We start from the raw sequence: 22277 nt of genomic DNA, 5'->3' as shown, positions 1-22277 counted from the left end.
TTAAAACAAATCAATAGTATTTGACTATATAGAAAAGCGAATAATGGACAGGTCGCTCGGCGACGAGCTGTCACCGCATGTCGTGCTGAAGAGAGAGAAGAGCGGACAGGCGTAAGAAAACCCCCTTGGTCTTGCAAGCGGTGAATCGAATGCTTTGCAAACCTCGGGGGTTGAACGCTCGTCTGGAATGGGAGCGAATCGGTAATGGCGCAACACGGCCGGCACATGGCCGGCCGAAGAAAGCCCTACCGCTTGGCGGCCTCGGTTTCCTTGTCCAGCTTATGCATGATGTAGCGCTGCTGGGCGATGGACACTGCGTTGTTCACGCACCAGTACAGCACCAGGCCGGCCGGGAAGAAGAACATCATTCCACCGAACACCAGCGGCATGATCATCATGATGCGCGCCTGCATGGGGTCGGGCGGCGTGGGGTTGAGCTTGATCTGCAGGAACATGGTGCCCATCATGATGGCGGGCAGAATGAACCAGTGGTCGGGCGCGGCCAGGTCGTGGATCCACAGTATCCAGGGGGCGCCGCGCATCTCGACGCTGCCCAGCAGCACCCAGTACAAGGAAATGAACACCGGAATCTGCACCACCATGGGCAGGCAGCCGCCCAGCGGGTTGATCTTCTCGGTGCGGTACATCTCCATCATGGCGGCGTTGAGCTTGGCCCGGTCGTCGCCGAATTTCTCGCGCAGGGCCTGCAGGCGCGGGGTCACCTGCTTCATCTTCGCCATGGAGCGGTAGCTGGCGGCCGACAGCGGGTAGAACACCAGCTTGATCAGCAGGGTCAGCACCACGATGGTCCAGCCCCAGTTGCCCAGGAAGCCATGCAGCCAGGTCATCAGCTTGAACAGCGGCTTGGCGATGATGGTGAGGAAGCCGTAGTCGACCACCACGTCCAGGCCGGGGGCGACGGCCTGCATGGCCTGCTGGTCCTGGGGTCCCATCCACAGCTTGGCATCGATGGCCTGCTGTGCGCCGGGCTGTATGGTGCCGATCGACTGGATGGTGCGGACGGCATACAGGTTGTCGGAGACGCGCAGAATCTCGTTGTGCCGGGCGCGGTCTTCGACCGGCACCCACGCGGTGGCGAAATAATGCTGAACCATCGCCACCCAGCCGTCGTTCGCTTGCTTGATGTACGAGGCCTTGTTCTTGTCGATGTCCGAAAACTTGACCTTTTGATACTTGTCTTCAGAGCTGTACACGGCGGGGCCGGTAAAGGTGTTGTAGAAGAACGAAGTGTTGGGCGGGTCGTTGCCGTCGCGGGTCAGCTGCAGGTAGACCGAGGGCGAAATCGGCGCATCGCCCAGGTTCTGCACCTCGTGCTTTACCTGGATGTCATAGCGGCCCCGGTGCAGGGTGTAGGTCTTGACGACCTTGACGCCGCCGGATTCGGCTTCGAACACCACGTCCAGCGAGTCTCCGGTCATGGACTTCTCGGTCGACGCCAGGCGGAACGGAGTCAGGTGAGTAGGAAAGCTCTGGCCCTGGGGCGCGCCGACGATGCCGGTCTGGGCCAGATAGGTCGAACTGGCTTCGTTGTCCAGCAGCACCATGGGCTCGGAAGCGTTCTTCTCGTCGCCGAACTTCAGCAGCTCGGCGCGTACGAGCTGCGCGCCCTGGGTATCGAAGACCAGGTTGTATACGTCGGTGCTGATATTGATTTTCTCGGAGGCCGCCGCAGGTTCCTGCTGGGCGGGCGCCGCGGGAGCCGCGGGTGCGCCGCCGGCCGGCGTGGCGGGCACGCCCTCCGGCACATGGCTTTCCGTGGCCGCTGAACCATTGGCCGAGGCGGTCGTCTGTTCCGTGCTCTGGCTCTGGGTTGCGCCGGTGAACAGCGAGGGCTTGCCATTGTAGACCTGCCAGTTGTTCCAGAGCAGCAAGAGCGAGAAAGAGAAAATCATCCAGAGGATGGTGCGTCGGATATCCATAGCGCCTGTAGATATAGGTTCAAGCGGAGCAAAAGCTCATTAGTTTAACGTAGGCCGGCTGAAATAGCGTTGACTGGCCTGTGGCTGACGGCCGGCGTTCAAGAATGCCGGTGTTCGGTGCCCGGCACCGGGTCACATCCGCCGGGCGACCAGGGGTGGCAGCGGCCGAGCCTGCGCATGCCCAGCCAGAGGCCCTTCAGGGCCCCATGTTTTTCAATCGCTTCGATCGTATAAGCCGAGCAGGTTGGGGTGAAACGGCAGTTGTGGCCCACCCACGGGCTGATGAAATACCGGTAAAAGCGTATGGGCGCGATGAGCAGGGGCTTGATCATGACGACTGCACCCGATCGAGCAACGCTTCGGCCTCGGCGCGCAGCTGCTTCTTGAGCTGGGTCAGCGAACCGGGCGCCACGGGGCTGTGCAGGCGGAAAACGAAGTCGCGCTGCGGCAGGCTGGCGCGCCGATGCCGGAAGGCCTCGCGTATGACCCGCTTTATAGTGTTGCGCGTGACGGCTCGAGCGGCGAAGCGCTTGGCTATGACCATGCCGAGCCGCGCCTGAGCGTCCGCCTCGGGCCGTTCGCGCGGAGTCGACACAACGAGCAGCGCCCCTCTGGCGACACGCCGGCCTTTCAGGGCGGCAGCGTATTCAGAGGGGCGGTGCAGGCGCGCCGCCGGACTAAGCGTGGCACGCATGGATCGTCTTTTGCGGCTTTCGGTCGAAAGCCGGCGAGCGCTTAAACAGCGAGGCGCTTGCGACCCTTGGCACGGCGGGCATTGATCACAGCGCGGCCGCCGCGAGTCTTCATGCGAACGAGAAAACCATGGGTGCGCTTGCGGCGCGTGACGGAAGGTTGGAATGTGCGTTTCATGGGTAAAAACTCGGGTAAAAGCGGTCGGGGGTAAAAGCGGCCGTAAAGCTCGACCGGGTTAAAAGCTCGACCGGGTTATAAAGCTAGGGGATTAAAGTAGATAAAGCCCTAGACCCGGCTCGCCCGGCGGCAAGAGGCAATTCAAAAATTGCAATAAGCCCGCTATTTCAACAGATTAACGCACCTTAGTCAAATATAAGGGTGTTTGCCAGGGTGGCGAAGATGTCCTTGCTTGTGGATAACTTGGCCTCCAACAGGGTAGAATCGAGGTTTACTCAAGTGGTGGACATGAAAGAATTTTGGCAGACTTGCGTTCAGCGTCTGGAGCAAGACCTACCTCCGCAGCAAATCAGTGCATGGATACGCCCCCTGATCCCGCTTGCGTTCGACGAAGCGCAGGCGGTGTTGCGCGTGTCCGCGCCCAATCGCTTCAAGCTTGATTGGGTCCGCAAGAATTTTTCGCATCAGATCGAAACCCTTGCCAGCGAATGGTACGAGCGCCCCGTGCAGGTGTCGTTCGAGCTGGCGGCCGGCAATGCCGCCGTCCGGACTCCGGCGGCGCCCGCCTCGGCCGGCGCCCCCGCCGTTGCCGCCGATGCGCCGGCTCAGGCGCCCGAAGCCGCTGCACCGCAGCAAGCCGCGTCCGCCGCTGTGGCGGATGCCGTCCACGACCGCTCGCGCCTCAATACCGAGCTGCGCTTCGACAACTTCGTCACGGGCAAGGCCAACCAGCTGGCGCGTGCCGCCGCCCTGCAGGTGGCCGAAAACCCCGGTGTGTCGTACAACCCGCTGTTTCTATATGGCGGGGTGGGCCTGGGCAAGACCCATCTCATCCATGCCATCGGCAATGCCCTGCTGCAAAGCGGCAAAGGCACCCGGGTGCGCTACGTGCATGCCGACCAGTACGTGTCCGACGTCGTCAAGGCCTACCAGCGCAAGGCTTTCGACGAGTTCAAGCGCTATTACCATTCGCTCGACCTGCTGCTGATCGACGATATCCAGTTCTTCGCCGGCAAAAACCGCACCCAGGAAGAGTTCTTCTATGCCTTCGAGGCCATGGTGGCGCAGCGCAAGCAAATCATCATCACCTCCGACACTTATCCCAAAGAACTCTCCAATATCGACAGCCGCCTCATTTCACGCTTCGATTCCGGCCTGACCGTGGCCATCGAGCCGCCCGAGCTCGAAATGCGGGTGGCCATCCTGCTGCGCAAGGCCGAGACTGAAGGCGTGACCATGCCGGAAGAAGTGGCTTTCTTCATCGCCAAGCACCTGCGCAGCAATGTGCGCGAGCTCGAGGGCGCGCTGCGCAAGGTGTCCGCGTATGCCCGCTTTCACGGGCGCGAGGTGCTGACCGTCGAGGTCTGCAAAGACGCCCTCAAAGATCTGCTTTCGGTTTCCAACGGCCAGATCACGGTCGAGAACATACAAAAGACCGTGGCCGATTTCTACAAGATCAAGGTGGCCGACATGTATTCGAAACGTCGGCCGGCCAATATTGCACTGCCCAGGCAGATCGCCATGTATCTGGCCAAAGAGCTCACCCAGAAGAGCCTGCCGGAAATCGGCGACTTGTTCGGCGGCCGCGACCACACCACCGTGCTGCACGCCGTGCGCAAGATTTCCGACGCGCGCTCCAAGCAATCCGAACTCAATCACGCTTTACACGTATTAGAACAAACCTTAAAAGGATAACCATGCAACTCGTACAAACGACTCGCGACGCCTTGTTGAAACCGTTGTCCACGGTGGCGGGAATAGTCGAAAGAAGAAATACGTTGCCCATCCTGGCCAATATCCTGCTGCGCAAGCAGGGCCAGGAAGTTGCCTTTATCGCCACCGACCTCGAAGTCCAGATCACGACGCATGCGCAGTTCGGCCTGGGCGATGCCAATGAATCCACCACGGTCGCGGCGCGCAAGCTGCTCGACATCCTGCGCGCCCTGCCCGATTCGGGCGAGGTCAAGCTGGCCCTTGCCTCGGGCAAGCTCACCGTGCAGTCGGGCAAAAGCCGCTTCGCCCTGCAGACGCTGGCCTCCGATGAGTTCCCCACCCTGGCCCAGCCCGAGAAATGGGACGTCTCGTTCACGCTGCCGCAAAAGACGCTCAAGCACCTGTTCAACATGGTGCACTTCGCCATGGCCCAGCAGGACATCCGCTATTATCTGAACGGCCTGCTGTTCGTGTTCGAGCCCGGCTGGGTGCGCGCCGTGGCCACGGACGGCCACCGCCTGGCCCATAGCGGCACGCCGGTCGAGGGCATCGAAAACAAGCACGACGTCATCGTGCCGCGCAAAACGGTTCTTGAAATGCAGCGCCTGCTGGCCGAAAGCGACGAGCCGGTCAGCATCGACGTGGCGCCGGGACAGATCCGCTTCCGCTTCGGCGACGTCGAGCTCGTCTCCAAGCTGGTCGAGGGCAAGTTCCCCGATTTCACCCGGGTCATTCCCACCAATTACACGCGGCATTTCATGGTCGATCGCGAAATTCTGCAGGGCAGCCTGCAGCGCGCCGCCATTCTCACCACGGACAAGCTCAAGGGTGTGCGCATCCAGTTGTCGGACAACCAGCTTAAAATAACCTCATCCAACGCAGAGCAGGAAGAGGCGCTGGAAGAAATCGACATCGACTACAGCCACGAGCCGCTGGACGTCGGATTCAACGTCAGCTACCTGCTCGACGTCCTCGCGAACGTCAAGACCGAAATGGTCAGGTGGTCGGTACAACCCGATGTGAACGCTTCGGCGCTTCTCACCACTCCCGACGACGATCAGTTCAAATATGTCGTCATGCCAATGCGCATCTGATTTCCCCGGATGCTCTTTGATCGGCCGGCGGCCTGTTGCCGCGCGGCCATTCGCCGCAAGGCGCAAAAAAGGTTCTAAATTCAGTTATGTCAGATCAAACCACGATTGCCAATGATGCGGGCTACGGCGCCGAATCCATCAAGATGCTCAAGGGCCTGGAAGCGGTCCGCAAGCGTCCGGGCATGTACATCGGCGATACGTCCGATGGCACCGGCCTTCATCACATGGTATTCGAGGTGGTGGACAATGCCATCGACGAAGCCCTGGCGGGGTACTGCGACGACATCGTCGTCACCATACACGCCGACAACAGCATCTCGGTCAGCGACAACGGCCGGGGCATTCCCACCGACATCCACAAAGACGACGAGTTCGGCCGCAGCGCCGCCGAGATCGTCATGACCGAACTGCACGCCGGCGGCAAGTTCGATCACAACTCCTACAAGGTGTCGGGCGGCCTGCATGGCGTGGGCGTGTCCTGCGTCAACGCCTTGTCGCAATGGCTGCGCCTGACCATCTGGCGCAAGGGCGAGACCCACGAAATGGAGTTTCGCCAGGGCGAGCGCGTCGAGCCCCTGCACGTCACCGGCCCGGCCGACCTGCAGGGCACCCGCGTGCACTTCCTGGCCGACGACACCATTTTCGAGAACATCGAGTTCCACTACGAGATTCTCGCCAAGCGGCTGCGCGAACTGTCCTTCCTGAACAATGGCGTCAAGATCCGGCTGGTCGACGAGCGCCAGGGCAAGGAAGAAGACTTCGCCTTCCTGGGGGGCGTGAAGGGTTTCGTCGAATACATCAACCGCAGCAAGACGGTGCTGCACCCCAACGTCTTCTCGGTCAGCACCGAGTCCACGGTGGGCGACACCACGGTCGGCGTCGACGTAGCCATGCAATGGAACGACAGCTACACCGAAACGGTGCTGTGCTTCACCAACAACATTCCCCAGCGCGACGGCGGCACCCATTTGACCGGCCTGCGCGCGGCCATGACGCGCATCCTGAACAAATACATCGCCGACAACGAGCTGGCCAAGAAGGCCAAGGTCGACACCACCGGCGACGACATGCGCGAAGGCCTGGCTTGCGTGCTGTCGGTCAAGGTGCCCGAGCCCAAGTTCAGCAGCCAGACCAAAGACAAGCTGGTCTCCAGCGAGGTGCGCCCCGCCGTCGAAGAGGCCGTGTCGCGCACCCTCGAAACCTGGCTGCTTGAGAACCCCAACGATGCCAAGGCCTTGTGCAGCAAGATCATCGAGGCGGCCCGCGCGCGCGACGCGGCCCGCAAGGCCCGTGAAATGACACGCCGCAAAAGCGTGCTCGAGGGCGCCGGCCTGCCCGGCAAGCTGGCCGACTGCCAGGAAAAAGACCCTGCCAAAAGCGAGATCTACATCGTCGAGGGCGACTCGGCCGGCGGCTCGGCCAAGCAAGGCCGCGACCGCAAGTTCCAGGCCATTCTGCCCCTGCGCGGCAAGGTGCTGAACGTTGAAAAAGCCCGCTTCGACCGGCTGATCGCCAGCGAGGCCATCACCACCCTGATCACCGCGCTGGGCACCGGCATCGGCCCCGATTTCAACATCGAGAAGCTGCGCTACCACCGCATCATCATCATGACCGACGCCGACGTCGACGGCGCGCACATCCGCACCCTGCTGCTGACCCTGCTGTATCGCCAGATGCCCGAGCTGATCGACGGCGGCTATGTGTACATTGCCCAGCCGCCCCTGTACAAGGTCAAGGTCGGCCGCGACGAACGCTATCTCAAGGACGACCAGGAAGAAGCGCAGTACATGATGCAGGTTGCGCTGAAAGACGCCGAGCTCGTGCCCGGCGAGGGCGCAAGCGCGATCAGCGGCGACGCCTTGGGCGAGCTGGCGCGCCAATACATAATGGCCGACGCCGTCATCAATCGCCTGGCGCGGCACATGGACACCGAATCGCTGTCGGCCATTGCCGAGGGCGTCGAGATCGACCTGAGCAGCGCCGAAAAAGCGGAAGAGTCGGCCCGCACTCTGCAGTCCGCCATCGAAGACCCCGCCCTGCCCAACGTCACGGTACAGGCCGAGGCCAACGACGAGAACACCGCGTGGCGGCTGGTCGTCAAGCGCATGCATCATGGCAATGTACGCGTCAGCATCTTCGATCGCGTGTTCGTGCTGGGCGCCGACTACGCCGTGCTGGCCAAGGCCGGCAAGACCTTCAAGGGCCTGATCGGCGAGGGCGGCTTCATCGCCCGCGGCGAAGGCGACAAGCGCAAGCAGAAATCCATCGACGACTTCCGCGAAGCCATGCAGTTCCTGCGCGGCGAAGCCGAACGCAGCGTCAGCAAGCAGCGCTACAAGGGCCTGGGCGAAATGAATCCCGAGCAGCTGTGGGAAACGACCATGGATCCCGCCGTGCGCCGCCTGCTGCGCGTGCAGATCGAAGACGCCATTGCGGCGGACGAGGTCTTCACCACGCTCATGGGCGACCATGTCGAACCCCGGCGTGCGTTCATCGAGAAATATGCACTGCTGGCGGGCAATATCGATACATGATGCCGCGCCTCCACGCGTTTTCAGGAAGTTCTCGACATGGACGACAAGAATGTCCCAAAGTACCCGGAAGGCTCTGACGCCGCGTCATTGATCCGCACATACATACAGGCCAAGGACGAGAATCGCCCGCATCTGATGGCGCGGGCGTTCGCGCCGGACGCTACCCTGCGCATGGCGGTGAAGTCGGACGCCATCTCGTTTCCGGCGCGTACGGAAGGGCTGCAGGCGATCAGCGACGTGCTGGTCAGGCGCTTCGGGCAAGCCTACGATAACGTCTATACCTTCTGTGTTGCGGGCACAGGCCCGGAAGACGCGGCTGAAAGCTACCGCTGCGACTGGCTCGTCGGCATGACCACCAAGGCCGACGGCAGCGTCCGGGTGGGCTGCGGCAGCTATGTGTGGCAATTCGGCCGACATGCCGCGGGCCGGCTGGTCCGGGAACTCGAGATCACGATCGAAGCCATGGAAGTGCTGCCTCCGGAGCTGGCTGAAACGGTGGTGGATGGCTGGCTGTCGCGTTTGCCTTATCCCTGGTGCAAGGCGTCGGAGGTGCATGCGCACGCGCCGGCGTTGCTTCAATTGACACCGGTTCTCCAGTATCTGCAGCCATAGGCAGCGGGCCGACCCGCGCCACGGCCGGCTGCCGGCAAAGCATGTCGTCCGGCTATCGAAGCCGTTCCAGCAACTCGCTTGTTTCCATGACGTCGGCATATTTCGCGTGCATGTCCAGCAGACTCATGGCATGACTGGATTGCAGGCGGTCGAAGCACGCGTCCGCTGCGACTGCGATGCGGTAGTTGGCGCTGAAGCCGTCGACCACGGTGGCGCGCACGCAGCCCGAGGTGCTGCCTCCGGCCGCCACCAGCGTATCGGTTTTCGTCAGCGTCAGGTAGGACTGCAGCGGGGTGCCGAAGAAGGCGGAGGGCTTTTGCTTGCCGATGACGATTTCATTGTCTCGAGGGGCAATCGCGGCGACGATGTCGTCGTGGTGATGTGCTGACATGGTCGGCGGAGCCTCTTGCGGGCGTGAACGCGCATGTTTCCAAAGCCACGAACCCATGTCCCACTTGTCCTGTCGGTACGATCCCCGGGTATAGAAGATCGGAAGCCGCCGTTCCCGGAACAGGTTCAGCAGGCGTTCGATCTGCGCCAAGGCAAGCCAGGCTTCTTCCCCGCAGGAATTCGGCCATCGCTTGATGGACTCCAGAACGGGTTCGGGCCGGTCGCCGCAAAAGCCGTAGGTGGCGTCCACGACCAGCAGCGCGGCTCGCTCGCCCAGCTCCATGGTGGCCCCATAGCCGGATTGCGCCATGACCTCGCGATCACGCGCCGGTAAAGTGGAGAGCAGAGAATCGATGATGCCCATGTGGCGCCTCGTCAGGTGAATAAGCCCGGAACGCCGTTGACTCGTTCGAGTTGTTCGAGCTTGCGGACGAAGTAATTCCAGGAGTGCTCGACGTGCACGGGCGTCATGATTTGCTGGTTGCGGCGCTGCCTGACCGGCTGCGCCGGAAAGTCGGCCTCGGTCCGCATCTGCGCGCCCTGTACGTGGATGCGCGCGGCTTTTTCAAGAAAAACTCCCACGCACACCGCATGCGCTATGGAGGTGCCGCAGAAGGTGACGCCATGATTCGCCATCAGGACTGCGAAGTGCTGCCTCAGGCTATGCGCCAAGGCTGTTCCTTCTTCTTTGGTTTTCAGCAGGGCGACGTCGTCGCGATGGCAGGGCAGGGCTTCGAAGTAGTCGGCGTCCAGCGTGAACGGCGCCAGCTGCGAGCCGAAAGAAGACAACAGGCTGGCGTGGAAGGGATGGGTATGCGCCACCACCTGCACATCCGGCCGAAGCCGCAAGATCTCGGAATGAATCGGCCATTCGGAATGCTGGCCGCCTTCTCCTTCCAGCTTGACGCCGTCGAAGCTTACCAGGACGAAGTCTTTGTGGGACAGGATCTCGCCCAGGCCGCGCGCATTGCGCTTGAGCCAGAAGCCGCGGCCTTCCGGGTCGCGAAGCGAAAGATGGCCCAGCGTCATGTCGCCATGGCCCTCCATTTCGAGCACACGGCATGCGGTGGCCAGTTGATCGAGTTGTTCTTGAAGCATCATTGCGGGATCTCAATAAGAAAGTTTCGAAGCCTGCGCGCCACCGCTGGGCTCCCAGAAAAGAAGGCGATCGCGTATCAGCACCAGCGTGCGATCCATGACGAAGCCCACCAGGGCGATTGCGATCACGCCGGCGTACGAAGAGGCATACATGAAAGAGGCCGATGCATAAGAGATGTAATAGCCCAGCCCGGCGCTTTCGCCGATCATTTCGGTAATGACCACGATGACCATCGACAAGGGCAAGGCCACGCGCAGCCCCGACATGATCGAGGGCAGGGCGGCGGGAAGCAGGACCTTGAAGAAAATGCGCGCAGGGCCGGCCCCCATGTTCTGGGCGCTCCAGATGAATCGGGGCGCGACCGCGCGGATTCCGAAGTAGGTATTCACGGCGATGGGAAAGGTGCACTCCAGGGCGATCAGCGCGATTTTCGACGACGAGCCGAAGCCCAGCAGCAGAATGAATATGGGGTACAGGGCGATCTTGGGTACGGGATATCCGAAGGAAAAAATCGGCTCGAACATCCACTCGAACCACCTGACCCGCGCCATGAGCACGCCCAGCACGATGCCGGCGGCCACGGCCAGGCCGAAGCCGCTCAGCGCCCGTGTAAAGGACACGCCCGTATGGAAGAGGAGTTCGCCGTTGGCGATGTCGGCGAACAGGGCCGAAAAGATCTTCTCGAGCGGCGGCATGAGCCTGGGCGACACCCATCCCGATCTGGACAGCAGCTCCCAGATCGCCGCAAGCACAGCCAGCGGATACAGTGTCGCCAACATGCGGCGCACGGCGGAAAGTATGCGTTGCCTCATGTTCGGCGGGCCTCCCCCGGGTACTTATTGGCCAGCAGCTTGCGGCGGATCACCAGCAGAGCCCGGTCGCTCAGAAAGCCCAGCAGGCCGATGGTAAGAATGGCCGCATACATCCAGTCGTAGCGCATGGCCTCTTCCGCGCGTATGATCATGTCGCCCAGGCCATTGTGGGAGCCCACCATTTCAGTGGCGAACAGCACCACGAACGACAGGGCCAGGCCCGAGCGCAGGCCGGTGAATATCTGGGGCAGGGCGGCCGGCAGGACGACGTGCCAGAAAATGTAGAAGCGGTTCGCACCCATGTTGCGGGCGGCCCAGACCAGATTGACCGGCGTGCTTCGCGCCCCATACAAAGTATTGATGAAGGTCGGAAAAAACACGGCCAGCGAAATGAGTACGATCTTGGACACATCGCCGAACCCCAGCCACGTGATAATGACGGGCAGCAAGGCGATTTTGGGCACCGGATACAGCGTGGACACCAAGGGGTCGAAGAACGCCTGGGCCTGGCGCCACACCGCGCTCAGCAGGCCGATGGCCACACCGAACACGGCGCCCAGAACAAAGCCGCTGTAAGAGCGGGACATGGACGCCAAAGCATCGCTGATCAAGTCGCCGCTTGCCAGCAGCTGCCACAAGGTCGCCGCAATATCGGTGGGCGCGACGACATACCGCGGCATGCCCTCCTGGCCGGCGGTCAATTGCATGGCGACAAGCAGCGCGACAGGCAGGGTCAGCCCGGCCGCCCAGCGCAATGCCGTGAATCCAAATTGCCTGGCCATCATGCCGCTTCTCGGGCGCGCAAGACTTCGTCGCGCAACATGTCCCAGATTTGCGTGTGGTAGTTCATGAACTCGGGCGTTTTTCGGATATGCGCATGGCGCGGCCGGGGCAGCTCGATGCGGATATCAGCCTTGATTCGACCGGGACGGGCGGTGAACACGATGACCCGGTCGCTGAGGTAGAGCGCTTCTTCGATGTCGTGGGTGACGAACAGCACGGTACGCCGGTCGGCCTGCCAGATGTCGGTGAGCTCTTCCTGCATCAGTTCGCGGGTTTGCGCGTCCAGGGCGCCGAACGGCTCGTCCATGAGCAGGATCTGGGGCTCGTACACCAGTGTCCGGGCCAGCGCGACGCGTTGCTTCATGCCGCCGGACAACTCGGCGGGATAAGCGCCTTCGAATCTGGACAGCCCCACCATGTCGATGTACTTGCGCGCCCGCTGTTCGCGCTCGGCCTTGGACATGCCTTTGACTTCCAGCGCCCAGGTCACATTGCTTAGCACGGTGCGCCACGGAAACAGGGCATAGTCCTGGAAGAGCATGCCGCGATCGGGCCCGGGCCGGGAAACCGCCTTGCCCGCCAGCGTGATGGAGCCTCCTGTTCTCGGTTCGAAGCCGCCCACGATGTGAAGAAAAGTGCTTTTACCGCAGCCCGATGGGCCTACGATACTGACGAACTCGCCCTCCGCGATGGACAGGTCGAAATCCTCGAGTGCAACGACCGCCTGGTTGTTGCGCATGAAGGTTTTCGAGATGCCCTGGGCCTTGAGGTAGTCGGACGCTGCCATGTCTACTCCGGCAAATAGCTCATGTCGACCACGCTTTTCAGATCGAGTTCGCCGTCGATATAGCCGAATTCGCGCAGTGTCCCGACCATCTCCCGCAGAGACTCTTCGTCGACCCGGGCGTCCATGGGATGTTCGTACTTGCGCATCTTCAATGACAGGTCGAGCGGTATGTTCACGAACTTGGCATCGATGAGCTTTTGGTGGCTTTGTTCGGGGCTGTTCACGTAGAAGTGGGTCGCCGCGACGAGGTCGCTGAGAAAGTCGCGCAATATCTGTGGATGATCCCGGGCGAAATCTTCTTTGACCAGCAGCAGCATCAAGTCTTCCTGCCGTCCGATGCCGTCGGTGGAGGTAAAGACCGTGCGCATCCCGCCGCGCTCTTCTTCGAATGCCGCAAAGGGCTGGGGAAATGCGCCGACATCGAGCTTGCCCGCCCGCACCGCCTCGCCTTGACTCGGGAACGGCAGCGCCACCCATTTGACGTCGCGCATCGGGTTCAGGCCGTTCTTGGCCAAAGCCAGCCGGGCCCAGATTTCCGAAGAGGACCTGGCGCCATTGATGCCGATCGTCTTGCCCTTGAGGTCGGCAATGGACTTGATCGGAGAATCTTCCAAGGCCATGTACTGGGTGGCGAAGCCGTTTTCGCCGCCCTCGCGCGATAGCGAGGCGATCACCTTGAACTTGACGCCCTGCGCGGCCGCCATCATGACACTATGCGCCGAACCGACGGCTACATCGAGCTCGCCCGCTTCGAATGCTTGAAAACGCTTATCGGTGCCGCGAAACAGCGTGTACTCGAGTTCGTAGGATTTGCCCTGATGCGGAGTGACTTCGGGCGCCGCCTTCATGGTCCACAAGGGTTCTTCCGCAGCCGACCCATGCCCTACGCGGATCTTTAGCGGCTCTGCATAACCATATGATGAATATATGAAAAATGCGGAAAAAAGAGTACAGCCCAAAGCTTTGAGAAATGTTGACATGCTTGTCTCCTGGAGGAACACGGCCATTGTTTTTCTTTTCATTGTAGGCGCTTGTCCATGCCGCAGAAAGCAAGTTATTCTTTACTAGACCGCAATTTTATTTATTGGCAGGCTTCCGCCCCATATTTCGAAACGAACCAGATGCACGAAAGAAATGTCATGCGCCACCTGCGTGCGCTGATTGCGGTGTTTGAAGAAGGCAGCATCGCAAAAGGGGCGCAACGGCTTTTGCGCACTCCGTCCGCGGTGGCCAGTTCCATACGGCAACTTGAAACGCACTTTCGGGCCGACCTGTTCGACCGCCAGGCTACCGGCGTGACACCGACGGACTTCGGTCGGACAGCCTATCGTCGCGCCCGGCGCATTGCCTCCGAGTTCCGCACGGCCCAGATCGAATTGGCGCCTTACGAGGTGCGGTCGAATGCGCCCCTGTTTTCTATGGTGACGGGAGAGCGCCAGCTGACGATACTCGTGCGGCTGCGCGAGATGAAACACATGCCCAGCGTGGCCAATGTGCTTGGCCTGACCCAGCCCGCGGTCAGCGCCGTGCTGCGCCAGGCGGAAAACACATTGAAGCTGCCCTTGTTCCGCCGTACCGCGAAAGGCATGATCGTGACCGAACCGGGCGACCTGCTCATCTTCCGCTTGCGGCGCGTGCTGGCCGAACTGCGGCATCTGGAGGCGGACGTCGCCCAGCTGCGGGGCGAAATGGCGGGGCGCATTCAATTCGCGGCGCTGCCGTCTCTGCGCACTCGTGTTCTGCCGCAGGCCATTGCCGCGTTGAACAGCAAGCATCCGAATGTGCAGGTGTCCATGATCGATGCGCCGTTCGAAATCCTGTTCGCCGGAGTGCACTCGGGCGAGATCGATTTCATTCTTACAGGCCTGAACGCCGACTATCACCACCGGGATTTCGATATCCGGATCATCGGCCAGGACCGTCTGGTGGTGGTGGCGCGCGCGGGCCATCCGCTGAGTGGACAAAGCAATATCGACGTAAGGGCGCTGCTGGAGTATCCGTGGATCTTGCGCGACCGGGGCGCGCCTACACGGGAACTGCTGAACAATATTTTCCGGCGCTTGCGCCTCGCTCCGCCCCGCGTCGCGGTCCAGGCGGGAGACCTGGGGCTGTTGCGCGGCCTGCTGCAAGAGAGCGACGCCATATCGGCCGTATCGCCCCAGTACCTGGCGGACGAGATCGCTTCAGGCTCGGTCAAGGTCCTGGATATAGAGCTGCCCGGCACCGAACGGGACATCGGCTTCATTCTGCGCCGGGACGCCCAGCCTTCGGTCTTGTGCGAAAAGCTGATGCAACACATAGAAGTTGCCGCCCAGGGCGTGCTGACGCGCGCCAGGGCGGCTTGAACACAGCGTTCAGAACTTGTACGTGGCGCTTGCCACCACCGACCGGCGCGCGCCGTACCAGCAATCGCCGCGCTCCAGGCATGTGGCGACATAGGTCTTGTCGAAGACATTGTTGGCGTTGAGCGCCAGGCGCCATTGCGGCGTGTCGTAGGCCAGCATGGCGTCGACCAGCGTGACGCTTGGCACGCGCGGGCCGATGCCGTCGTTGAATCCGCTGACCCAGCGCACGCCCGCGCCCACCGAGAAGCCGGGCATGTCGTTCAGCGCAAAGCGGTACTTGCTCCATAGAGAGGCCTGGTGGCGGGGCTGGCCCTCGAGCTGGTCGTCCTGGTCCAGATAGTTGTAGTTGGCGATCAGGTCCAGCTTGTTTGCCACCGTGGTCTTCAGTTCGAGCTCGAAGCCGCGGCTGCGGGTTTCACCGGCCTGGATGTTCTGCAGCGGATTGTTCGGGTCGCCGACCAGGCGGTTTTCCTCACGCAGTGTGTAGACCGCGGCGTTGACGAGCGTGTTGCGGTCGGGCGATTCGTATTTCAGCCCCGCTTCCCACTGCTTGCCGCGCAAGGGGACGAAGGGCTCGCCATTGGCGTCGCGCCCCAGTTCGGGAGTGAACGATTCGCTGTAGCTCACATAGGGCGACACGCCCACGGGAAAGGCGTACATCAGGCCGAAGCGCTTGCTGGTGGCGCGGCTGGTCTGGCCGGGCGAGCCGTCCACGGTGTTCTCGGAGCGATCGTGGCGCAGGCCCGCAACCAGTATCCAGTTGTCCACGCGCATCTGGTCCTGGATATAGATGCCCATGTCGCGCTGCCGCATGGCGGGGCTGCCGAAGAATTCAGGCGGGGTGTAGTTGGGGTACACCGGGTTGTAGGCATCGATCAACGGGACGGTCTCCGGCCCTTCGTAGGCGGTGGCTTCTTCATGCTTGGCATAGATGTACTCCACCCCGATCAGCATGTCGTGGCGCAGCGGACCGGTGGAGAACTTGCCTTGCACGTGCTGGTCGGCCTGCACCATGCGGACGGTGGTGTCCGAGCCCCAGGCGTAGCGGCCGATCATCCGCTTGTTGACCGGGTCGGCGCCCCATTCCCCGCGTACGCTGAAGGGGTCGCCGTAAAGGCTGCGGTAGTCCACATGGTTATACGACCAGCGCGTATTCTGGCGCACGGTCCAGTCGTCGTTCAACTGATGCTCGAAAGCCCAGCCGATGGAGCGGCGGCTGGAATCATAGCGGTCCCAGTCCGGGTCGCCGATGAACGTGCGGGTGTCGAGCTGGCCGTTGGGGTTGTCGAATACCGTGCCTTCGTACGGAAAAAATTGCGCGGTGGAGCCGGACTTGTCGTCCTGCCACAGCGCCATCAGGGTCAAGGAGGTGCGATGCGATGGCCGCCAGGTGAGCGAAGGCGCGAACACGAGGCGGTCGTCGGGCACGTGGTCGACCATGGTGTCCGACTTGCGGCCCAGCGCGACCACGCGGTAAAGCCATTGGCCTTCTTCGTCGATGGCGCCCGTCAGGTCGGCCTGGACTTGGCGCCGGTTGTGCGTGCCGTATTGAATGCCCATCTCGCGCGATGTTTCGGCCTGCGGGCGCTTCGAGACCATGTTGACGACGCCGGCGGTGCTGCCCTGGCCGTACAGCATCGAGGCCGGGCCGCGCAGCACTTCGATGCGTTCGAGCGTATAAGGCTCGGTTCGCGTCGTGCTGGTGTAGTACTGGTAGTTGGTCCGCAGGCCGTCGAGATAGGTGGTGGGCGACGAGCCGCGCACATTGAAATTGTCCGAACGGGAATCGAGCCCATAGGCGTCCGAGCGCACGCCAGCGGCGTAATTCAGTGCGTCCTGCAAGCCTTGGGCGCCTTGATCCCGTATCTGGTCGGCCGTAATCACCGTGACCGATTGCGGGGTTTCGATCAGGGGCGTATCGGTCTTGGATGCGCTGAGCGACGAAGTGGCCGCATACCCTTCCACCGGCGCCAGAGCGTTGTCGGCGGCGCCTTCGACGGTGATGGGACTCAGCGTCCCGCTCGCGGCGGGCTGGCCCGGAGCTGCCTGGGCGAAAGCGTGCATGGGGCTCAGCGACAGGATCAAAGATCCGGACCACGCTAGAACGGCGGCTGCCCGGGCCGAGGGCGGGCTCGAGAATGGATGAGGCATCATGTGCTCCGTGGTGCTTAAAAGGTGTGGGGGCGGCCTTTAGGCCCCTCGAACAATCAGGCTCTCTTGCGCGGCCGAAGCCAATAGCCAAGACCGGTGGCCAGGGGGATCGCCAGACAGAGCCACGAGACCCAGTGCCAGGTTTCGGCGCCCAGCAGGGCCGACAGCAGCCCGGCGCACGTGAGTACCGCAAGGGCGATGGGCGCGCCCCAGACTTTCTTGAAGGAAGAGCGGTGCAATGTCACGGGCCGCCTCCGGCAACGGCGCCCGAACCGGAACCTTCCCGGGCATGCGATGCTTTGGCGAGGGCCGCTTCCGGCTGGCGCTGGCGCTGCGTCAGTTGCGCTACGCGGGCATCGGTGGCTTTGCGGCGCGCCCACCACAGATACAGGCCGCTGGCCAGCACCACGATGGTCAGCAGGTCGAGCAGCACCCACAATATCTTCAGCGGCAGGCCGCCGTAATCGCCGAAGTGCAAGGGCTGCGACAGCGCCAGCATGGTGAGGTACCAGGGCGGCCGCGCCACCGCCGTGACTTCGGCCGTGGCGGCGTCGACCAATACGGGAATGATGAGGTGCGAGGTGAAAGGCGTGTCGCCGCGCGTCCAGACCATGTAGTGATGAGGCGTGGCGAACATATTGCCCGGGTGGCTGAAGCTGATGACGCGATGGTCGGGCACGGCGCGGGCGGCCGCCCGCAGCGCGGCATCGGCCGAAGCCAGGCGCTGCGGCGGCTCGGCGCCGTGGTAGCTGGACGTAAGCTCGACCAGGTCGGTTGCTTGCCATACGCCGAACAGCGGGCGCGACAGCTCGTTGATGACGCCGGTTACCCCTACCACCGTCATCCAGCCCAGCAGCACGATGCCCAGCAGATTGTGCAAGTCGAGCCACTTCAGGCGGCGCGACCTCTCCTTGCGCACCGTGCCGAAATCGAGTTTTTTCATGAAAGGCCCGTACAACACTACTCCCGATACGATGGCGATGACGAACAGCAGTCCCATGAAGCCCAGGAAAAGCTGGCCGGGCAGGCCGGTGAACAGATCCACGTGCAGGGCGAACATCATGCCCATGAAGGTGAACTGCTCTTCGCGGGCGGTGGGCGCGTCGTGCAGCATTTCGCCGGTATGGGCATCGAAGCGCATGTAGTGCGTCAGCTTGGGGTCGCCCGTATGCGAGGGCGACATGCCCACGTAAACCGTGGGATGGTCCTCGTCGAAGAAGACGAATTCGACCACCTCGTCGGGATATTGCGCTCGCGCCGAGGCCATGAGCCCGTCTACCGGCGCCCGCGGCGTGCCTTCGTCGACCACGGCATAGGGCTTGCCCTCTTCGAGCCAATGGTCGATTTCTTCGTGAAACACGAGGGGCAAGCCGGTGATGCAGATAATCAGCAGGAATACAGTGCAGACCAGGCTCGTCCACTTGTGCCACCAGTACCAGGTTTTGAGTGATGCGGCGGCTGTCATCGCAAGAATCCCCGATCTCGCTGGGCGATAAAATATGGATATTAATGCAAACTATTCTCGTTCGTAAATTGATTTTTATCCTTATGTGGGACGGACTGGCACGCCCGGCCCTTCGTTCCACTGCTTTGAGCTACGCCATTATTTTGTAACCAATAGGCGGCTTTCCCTTGTTTCAATAAAGTTTCACGACTTGTGCCGTAAAACGGATACGCCTCCTTGCCTGCGAGGCACGACATCCATAGGCATCTTGTGAACAAACTCAATATCGGTACGCGCTTGGCGCTTGGTTTTCTATTGCTGCTTCTGCTTTTGGCCCTGCTGGCCGGGATCGGGCTCTGGCGCATTCAAGGTTCTTCGGCCATGGCCGAAGAGGTCATCGGCCGTCGCCTGGCGGTCGAACGCGCGATTACTGAATGGAGCCGCGCCACGGCCTTGAACGCCGTGCGCACCATCGCGGCGGGCAAGATCGACGACCCCTACGTGCGCCACGACATCGAACAGGCCATGGAGGCGACGGCTGCCGACATACAGCGACTGCAGGAACAGCTGTCCGAGCAGTTGACCGATCCCGGCGCCCTCGAGCTCTTTCAGACCGTGCTCGAAAGACGGGCGGAATACCGGGACAAGCGAGACAAGGCATTCCAGGCCCGGCTGGCGGGAGACTATCGGGCCGCAAACGAGTTTTTCGAGACGGAGCTGGAGAAGCTTCTCGATGCCTACACCGCCAGTGTCAACGATCTGCTGCTGTATGAAAGAAAGCTGATCGATACCAGGGCGGCCGAACTGGATGCCAACAACGATACGGGCATGAAGATGTTGATAGGCCTGTCCGTGGCGGCGCTGCTGGCCGGGCTGCTTATGGCCTATGTCATTACCCGTTCCATCACCGGCCCGATGCGCCGGGCGGTGGCGCTTGCCGCGACGGTATCGTCGCGCGACCTGACCGCCGCGATCGACGTGCAAGGCAGCGACGAAACGAGCCGCTTGCTGCAGGCGCTCAAACAGATGAACGGCAATCTGCAGGACGTCGTGCGCGATGTGCGCGGCGGCGCGGAGTCGATCGCCAGTGCGGCAAGCCAGATCGCCGCCGGCAACGTCGACCTGTCTTCCCGTACCGAAGAACAAGCCAGCTCGCTGGCCGAGACCGCCGCCACGATGGAGCAGCTGACCACCACCGTCAAGCAGAACGCCGATCATGCCGAAGTGGCCAGCGGGCTTGCCGATACGGCCGTGCAGGTGGCGGTCAAGAGCGGCGAGGTCGTGTCCAGGGTGGTCGACACCGTGGGCGCAATCAATGAGTCGTCCAAACTGGTGGTGGACATCATCAACGTCATCGACACAATAGCTTTCCAGACCAATATACTGGCCTTGAACGCCGCGGTGGAGGCGGCGCGCGCGGGCGAACAGGGACGAGGCTTTGCCGTGGTCGCCAGCGAAGTGCGGGCCCTGGCTCAACGCAGCGCCTCGGCAGCCCGGGAAATCAAGGACTTGATCGACACCTCTGTGGCCCGTGCGGCGGAAGGCAACAGGCTGGCCTCCGAAGCGGGCGATCGGATGAACGAAACCGTCGCCAGCATCCGGCGGGTCACCGACATCATGAACGAGATCACGGTGGCCAGCCGGGAGCAAAGCGTGGGCATCGAACAGGTGAACCAGGCCGTGTCCCAGATGGATCAGGTCACCCAGCAGAACGCCGCATTGGTGGAAGAAGCCGCCGCGGCCGCGGCCAGCCTGCAAGAGCAATCGTCCCGGCTGGCCGGACTGGTGGCCACGTTCAAACTCGATGACTCGGCGGAGCCGATGCAGCGAACTCAAGCTGCGCTGCCTGCCTCACCCGTTCGCCTGGCCTTGTCGCATTAGGGCAAGGGCTGTTAGCATTATCGCCGCGGGCGCCTCGTATAGGCGCCCGTTTTCATTCATTCGACGAAGGGAGGAGGGGCTTTTGGTGGTGCGAGTTTCGGGTATGGGACGTGTCGGCCTGGCATGGGCGGCATTGTGGGGCAGTGTGGCGGTGTCTTGCGCCTGGGCGGACACCATTGTGATGACGAACGGCGACCGGCTCAGCGGCGAGGTGCTGCTGATGGATGGCGGCACGCTCGTCCTGAATACCGATTACGCGGGCGAAATCCGTATCAGCTGGGACAAGGTCGCGCAGCTTCAGACGAGCGACACCATGCTCATGCGCGCCAAAGGCCTGCCGGCGGAATATGAGGCGCGGCTGGCGTCGAGCGGACAGCCCGGAAGCGTCGCCGCGTTGAGGCCCGAAGAAGCAATGGACGCATCGGACCCGGACCAAGTGGCGCTGGCCGACATCGAGCGCATGGTGCGTCCGCATGCGTTTCTCAGGGACTGGAGCTTCGAGGGGGGCATCGATATGGCCCTGGACGCTACGCACGCTTCGAAACGCAATCAGAACTGGATTGCGGCCATGCACGCCACGGCCCGGCGCGATGGGTGGCGCCATGGGGTGGAGCTGGACTATACGCGCAAGACCCAGGACAGCGTTGTGGGCACGTATAACTACAACGCCGCCTACATGATCGACCGTTTCCTGTCGGAAAAGCTGTTCGTGCGCGGCCGTCTGCGCTACGGCAGCGACCGTGTCGACAATCCGGCGCGCCAGCTCGTTTTCGCCGCCGGCCCGGGCTATCAGTTCTGGGACGACGAAATGGGGGCGTTCTCGGTATCGACCTTCCTGACGCATACGCGCTACAAGTACCACGATCACACGCACGACAATTTCCAGACGGCCGGCCTGGGTTGGAACTTCACGCGCTATCTGGCGGGAAAGCAGTGGCAGGTGTTCACGACCGGCGAGGTTCACCGCGCATTCGGAGGCGCGACCGACTACAGCCTGGAGGCCGAGCTCGGCCTGCGTTACAGCGTTACGCAATGGATGTCGCTTTATGCCAAAGCGGGCTACGACCACATAACCATGTCCGGAAAGCCTTCGACCGATGAACGGCGGTATTCGGTCGGCCTGGGCGTGCATTGGTAAATATTTCAGCAGCGGCGCGAGTGGTTTAGGATACGCGGACACAGTCTTGTTTACATTCAACGCGATATGAACCCGTCATTACCCTCCGATCAAGAACTCGACCGCATTCGCCAGTCCAATATGGGACGGCTGCTGGACCAGGTTCATATCCTGTTCGACAAGCGGGCCATGGACTATCTGCATCAAAAAGGCTACCCCATGGTTACCGCGGCGCATGGCCACTTGTTCCGGACCATGCGTTTCGAAGGCGCCCGTATCACGGACATGGCCCGCCAGGCCAACATTTCCAAGCAGGCCATGAGCAAGCTGGTCATGGCTTTTGTCGACTATGGCTTCTTGCAGTGGAACTACGATCCCCGTGACCGTCGCAACCGCCTCGTGACCGTCACCGACGACGGCCGCAAGCTGCTTGCCGACAGCGTGGTGGCGCTCAAGCAGGCAGAGGAGGATCTGGCCGCGGCGCTGGGCGCCGACGACCTGGAATACCTGCGTACTTTATTGGTACGAGCCAACGCCTCCGACGCTTTGCACGCTTCTTCCCCCAGCCCCACTTATCGCCGTCGGCGGGCTTGAGCGATCGATAGCGCCAAGGCGCTGCGAATCTACGGTCAACATTATTGACTAATTGGCGAGCTGTCTCTAAACTGCGTGTCTGGAGTGCTCTCATCGGCTCCATGCGGTGCA

At 62.0% G+C, this 22277-nt stretch carries 21 protein-coding genes; 8 read left to right on the top strand and 13 right to left on the bottom strand.

The genetic code is table 11. The features are described 5' to 3' along the window. Positions 1-245: 245 nt before the first annotated feature. The 4 genes from yidC to rpmH all read right to left on the bottom strand — a co-directional run bounded on the left by yidC (position 246) and on the right by rpmH (position 2810). Entirely contained in the window at positions 246-1940 is a 1695-nt protein-coding gene (yidC, locus tag CSC67_RS04130; RefSeq protein ID WP_118993280.1) for a membrane protein insertase YidC, read from the bottom strand. A gap of 98 nt (positions 1941-2038) precedes the next feature. After that, positions 2039-2272: a membrane protein insertion efficiency factor YidD gene (yidD, locus tag CSC67_RS04125; RefSeq protein ID WP_118993279.1), complete on the bottom strand. Its 234-nt coding sequence runs from the start codon at positions 2270-2272 to the stop codon at positions 2039-2041. Further along, entirely contained in the window at positions 2269-2634 is a 366-nt protein-coding gene (gene rnpA, locus CSC67_RS04120) for a ribonuclease P protein component (protein ID WP_118993278.1), read from the bottom strand. Before rnpA ends, yidD begins: the two co-directional genes overlap by 4 nt. Before the next feature lie 41 nt (positions 2635-2675). Beyond that, on the bottom strand, positions 2676-2810 hold the full coding sequence (rpmH, locus tag CSC67_RS04115; protein ID WP_013521800.1) for a 50S ribosomal protein L34: 135 nt from the start codon (positions 2808-2810) through the stop codon (positions 2676-2678). A 288-nt stretch (positions 2811-3098) separates the two neighbouring features. Between rpmH and dnaA the strand changes: the two genes are divergently transcribed. From dnaA to CSC67_RS04095, 4 genes are all read left to right on the top strand, one after another. Next, positions 3099-4505: a chromosomal replication initiator protein DnaA gene (gene dnaA / locus CSC67_RS04110; protein WP_118993277.1), complete on the top strand. Its 1407-nt coding sequence runs from the start codon at positions 3099-3101 to the stop codon at positions 4503-4505. 2 nt (positions 4506-4507) lie between these two features. Beyond that, positions 4508-5617: a DNA polymerase III subunit beta gene (gene dnaN, locus CSC67_RS04105; RefSeq protein WP_118993276.1), complete on the top strand. Its 1110-nt coding sequence runs from the start codon at positions 4508-4510 to the stop codon at positions 5615-5617. An 86-nt stretch (positions 5618-5703) separates the two neighbouring features. Beyond that, positions 5704-8151, top strand: a complete 2448-nt coding sequence (gene gyrB / locus CSC67_RS04100; protein ID WP_118993275.1) for a DNA topoisomerase (ATP-hydrolyzing) subunit B — start codon at positions 5704-5706, stop codon at positions 8149-8151. A gap of 36 nt (positions 8152-8187) precedes the next feature. After that, positions 8188-8763: a hypothetical protein gene (locus CSC67_RS04095; RefSeq protein WP_118993274.1), complete on the top strand. Its 576-nt coding sequence runs from the start codon at positions 8188-8190 to the stop codon at positions 8761-8763. Positions 8764-8815: 52 nt separating this feature from the next. Here the strand turns inward: CSC67_RS04095 and CSC67_RS04090 are convergent, their stop codons facing one another. The 6 genes from CSC67_RS04090 to CSC67_RS04065 are packed head-to-tail and all read right to left on the bottom strand — an operon-like array spanning position 8816 to position 13482. Beyond that, entirely contained in the window at positions 8816-9517 is a 702-nt protein-coding gene (locus CSC67_RS04090) for an isochorismatase family protein (RefSeq protein WP_118993273.1), read from the bottom strand. 11 nt (positions 9518-9528) lie between these two features. Then, on the bottom strand, positions 9529-10254 hold the full coding sequence (locus CSC67_RS04085) for a class II aldolase/adducin family protein (protein ID WP_118993272.1): 726 nt from the start codon (positions 10252-10254) through the stop codon (positions 9529-9531). Positions 10255-10263: 9 nt separating this feature from the next. After that, entirely contained in the window at positions 10264-11064 is an 801-nt protein-coding gene (locus CSC67_RS04080; protein WP_118993271.1) for an ABC transporter permease, read from the bottom strand. Continuing rightward, positions 11061-11849 (bottom strand): ABC transporter permease, encoded by a 789-nt coding sequence (locus tag CSC67_RS04075; protein WP_118993270.1) that lies wholly within the window; start codon positions 11847-11849, stop codon positions 11061-11063. Before CSC67_RS04075 ends, CSC67_RS04080 begins: the two co-directional genes overlap by 4 nt. Beyond that, complete coding sequence (locus CSC67_RS04070) at positions 11846-12634, bottom strand: ABC transporter ATP-binding protein (RefSeq protein WP_118993269.1); 789 nt, start codon at positions 12632-12634, stop codon at positions 11846-11848. The genes CSC67_RS04075 and CSC67_RS04070 overlap by 4 nt, the downstream gene beginning before the upstream one ends. A 2-nt stretch (positions 12635-12636) precedes the next feature. Beyond that, positions 12637-13482 (bottom strand): ABC transporter substrate-binding protein, encoded by an 846-nt coding sequence (locus CSC67_RS04065; RefSeq protein ID WP_245220156.1) that lies wholly within the window; start codon positions 13480-13482, stop codon positions 12637-12639. A 291-nt stretch (positions 13483-13773) separates the two neighbouring features. Between CSC67_RS04065 and CSC67_RS04060 the strand changes: the two genes are divergently transcribed. Beyond that, positions 13774-14979, top strand: a complete 1206-nt coding sequence (locus tag CSC67_RS04060) for a LysR substrate-binding domain-containing protein (RefSeq protein ID WP_167752750.1) — start codon at positions 13774-13776, stop codon at positions 14977-14979. A gap of 9 nt (positions 14980-14988) precedes the next feature. Here the strand turns inward: CSC67_RS04060 and CSC67_RS04055 are convergent, their stop codons facing one another. From CSC67_RS04055 to CSC67_RS04045, 3 genes are read right to left on the bottom strand one after another with little or no spacing between them, the layout of a single operon-like run. Then, positions 14989-17133 carry a TonB-dependent siderophore receptor gene (locus CSC67_RS04055; RefSeq protein WP_245220119.1) on the bottom strand — a complete coding sequence of 715 codons (2145 nt, stop codon included), beginning with the start codon at positions 17131-17133 and terminating at the stop codon, positions 14989-14991. A gap of 53 nt (positions 17134-17186) precedes the next feature. Next, positions 17187-17375, bottom strand: coding sequence for a hypothetical protein (locus CSC67_RS04050; RefSeq protein ID WP_245220118.1), 189 nt, complete (start codon positions 17373-17375; stop codon positions 17187-17189). Continuing rightward, positions 17372-18595 carry a PepSY-associated TM helix domain-containing protein gene (locus tag CSC67_RS04045; RefSeq protein WP_118993264.1) on the bottom strand — a complete coding sequence of 408 codons (1224 nt, stop codon included), beginning with the start codon at positions 18593-18595 and terminating at the stop codon, positions 17372-17374. Before CSC67_RS04045 ends, CSC67_RS04050 begins: the two co-directional genes overlap by 4 nt. Positions 18596-18844: 249 nt before the next feature. Between CSC67_RS04045 and CSC67_RS04040 the strand changes: the two genes are divergently transcribed. From CSC67_RS04040 to CSC67_RS04030, 3 genes are all read left to right on the top strand, one after another. Then, complete coding sequence (locus CSC67_RS04040) at positions 18845-20455, top strand: methyl-accepting chemotaxis protein (RefSeq protein ID WP_118993263.1); 1611 nt, start codon at positions 18845-18847, stop codon at positions 20453-20455. Positions 20456-20543: 88 nt separating this feature from the next. Further along, positions 20544-21593 carry a DUF481 domain-containing protein gene (locus tag CSC67_RS04035; protein WP_167752749.1) on the top strand — a complete coding sequence of 350 codons (1050 nt, stop codon included), beginning with the start codon at positions 20544-20546 and terminating at the stop codon, positions 21591-21593. Between the two features lie 66 nt (positions 21594-21659). Then, on the top strand, positions 21660-22166 hold the full coding sequence (locus CSC67_RS04030) for a MarR family winged helix-turn-helix transcriptional regulator (RefSeq protein WP_118993261.1): 507 nt from the start codon (positions 21660-21662) through the stop codon (positions 22164-22166). Positions 22167-22277: the final 111 nt, after the last annotated feature.

The organism is Pusillimonas caeni, assembly GCF_003545815.1.
Classification (GTDB): Bacteria; Pseudomonadota; Gammaproteobacteria; order Burkholderiales; family Burkholderiaceae_B; genus Pusillimonas; species Pusillimonas caeni.
The sequence above is the reverse complement of the archived record's forward strand: the minus strand, read 5'-3'. Positions and strand labels throughout refer to the sequence as shown.

What these genes read in the sequence shown, in the direction of transcription:
- rpmH (WP_013521800.1), bottom strand. Translation starts at nt 2,810, where the DNA reads ATGAAACGCACATTCCAACCTTCCGTCACGCGCCGCAAGCGCACCCAT.
- CSC67_RS04070 (WP_118993269.1), bottom strand. Translation starts at nt 12,634, where the DNA reads ATGGCAGCGTCCGACTACCTCAAGGCCCAGGGCATCTCGAAAACCTTC.
- rnpA (WP_118993278.1), bottom strand. Translation starts at nt 2,634, where the DNA reads ATGCGTGCCACGCTTAGTCCGGCGGCGCGCCTGCACCGCCCCTCTGAA.
- CSC67_RS04065 (WP_245220156.1), bottom strand. Translation starts at nt 13,482, where the DNA reads ATGAAGGCGGCGCCCGAAGTCACTCCGCATCAGGGCAAATCCTACGAA.
- CSC67_RS04080 (WP_118993271.1), bottom strand. Translation starts at nt 11,064, where the DNA reads ATGAGGCAACGCATACTTTCCGCCGTGCGCCGCATGTTGGCGACACTG.
- CSC67_RS04055 (WP_245220119.1), bottom strand. Translation starts at nt 17,133, where the DNA reads ATGATGCCTCATCCATTCTCGAGCCCGCCCTCGGCCCGGGCAGCCGCC.
- CSC67_RS04075 (WP_118993270.1), bottom strand. Translation starts at nt 11,849, where the DNA reads ATGATGGCCAGGCAATTTGGATTCACGGCATTGCGCTGGGCGGCCGGG.
- CSC67_RS04060 (WP_167752750.1), top strand. Translation starts at nt 13,774, where the DNA reads ATGCGCCACCTGCGTGCGCTGATTGCGGTGTTTGAAGAAGGCAGCATC.
- CSC67_RS04090 (WP_118993273.1), bottom strand. Translation starts at nt 9,517, where the DNA reads ATGGGCATCATCGATTCTCTGCTCTCCACTTTACCGGCGCGTGATCGC.
- CSC67_RS04045 (WP_118993264.1), bottom strand. Translation starts at nt 18,595, where the DNA reads ATGACAGCCGCCGCATCACTCAAAACCTGGTACTGGTGGCACAAGTGG.
- yidD (WP_118993279.1), bottom strand. Translation starts at nt 2,272, where the DNA reads ATGATCAAGCCCCTGCTCATCGCGCCCATACGCTTTTACCGGTATTTC.
- dnaN (WP_118993276.1), top strand. Translation starts at nt 4,508, where the DNA reads ATGCAACTCGTACAAACGACTCGCGACGCCTTGTTGAAACCGTTGTCC.
- yidC (WP_118993280.1), bottom strand. Translation starts at nt 1,940, where the DNA reads ATGGATATCCGACGCACCATCCTCTGGATGATTTTCTCTTTCTCGCTC.
- CSC67_RS04030 (WP_118993261.1), top strand. Translation starts at nt 21,660, where the DNA reads ATGAACCCGTCATTACCCTCCGATCAAGAACTCGACCGCATTCGCCAG.
- dnaA (WP_118993277.1), top strand. Translation starts at nt 3,099, where the DNA reads ATGAAAGAATTTTGGCAGACTTGCGTTCAGCGTCTGGAGCAAGACCTA.
- CSC67_RS04095 (WP_118993274.1), top strand. Translation starts at nt 8,188, where the DNA reads ATGGACGACAAGAATGTCCCAAAGTACCCGGAAGGCTCTGACGCCGCG.
- CSC67_RS04085 (WP_118993272.1), bottom strand. Translation starts at nt 10,254, where the DNA reads ATGATGCTTCAAGAACAACTCGATCAACTGGCCACCGCATGCCGTGTG.
- gyrB (WP_118993275.1), top strand. Translation starts at nt 5,704, where the DNA reads ATGTCAGATCAAACCACGATTGCCAATGATGCGGGCTACGGCGCCGAA.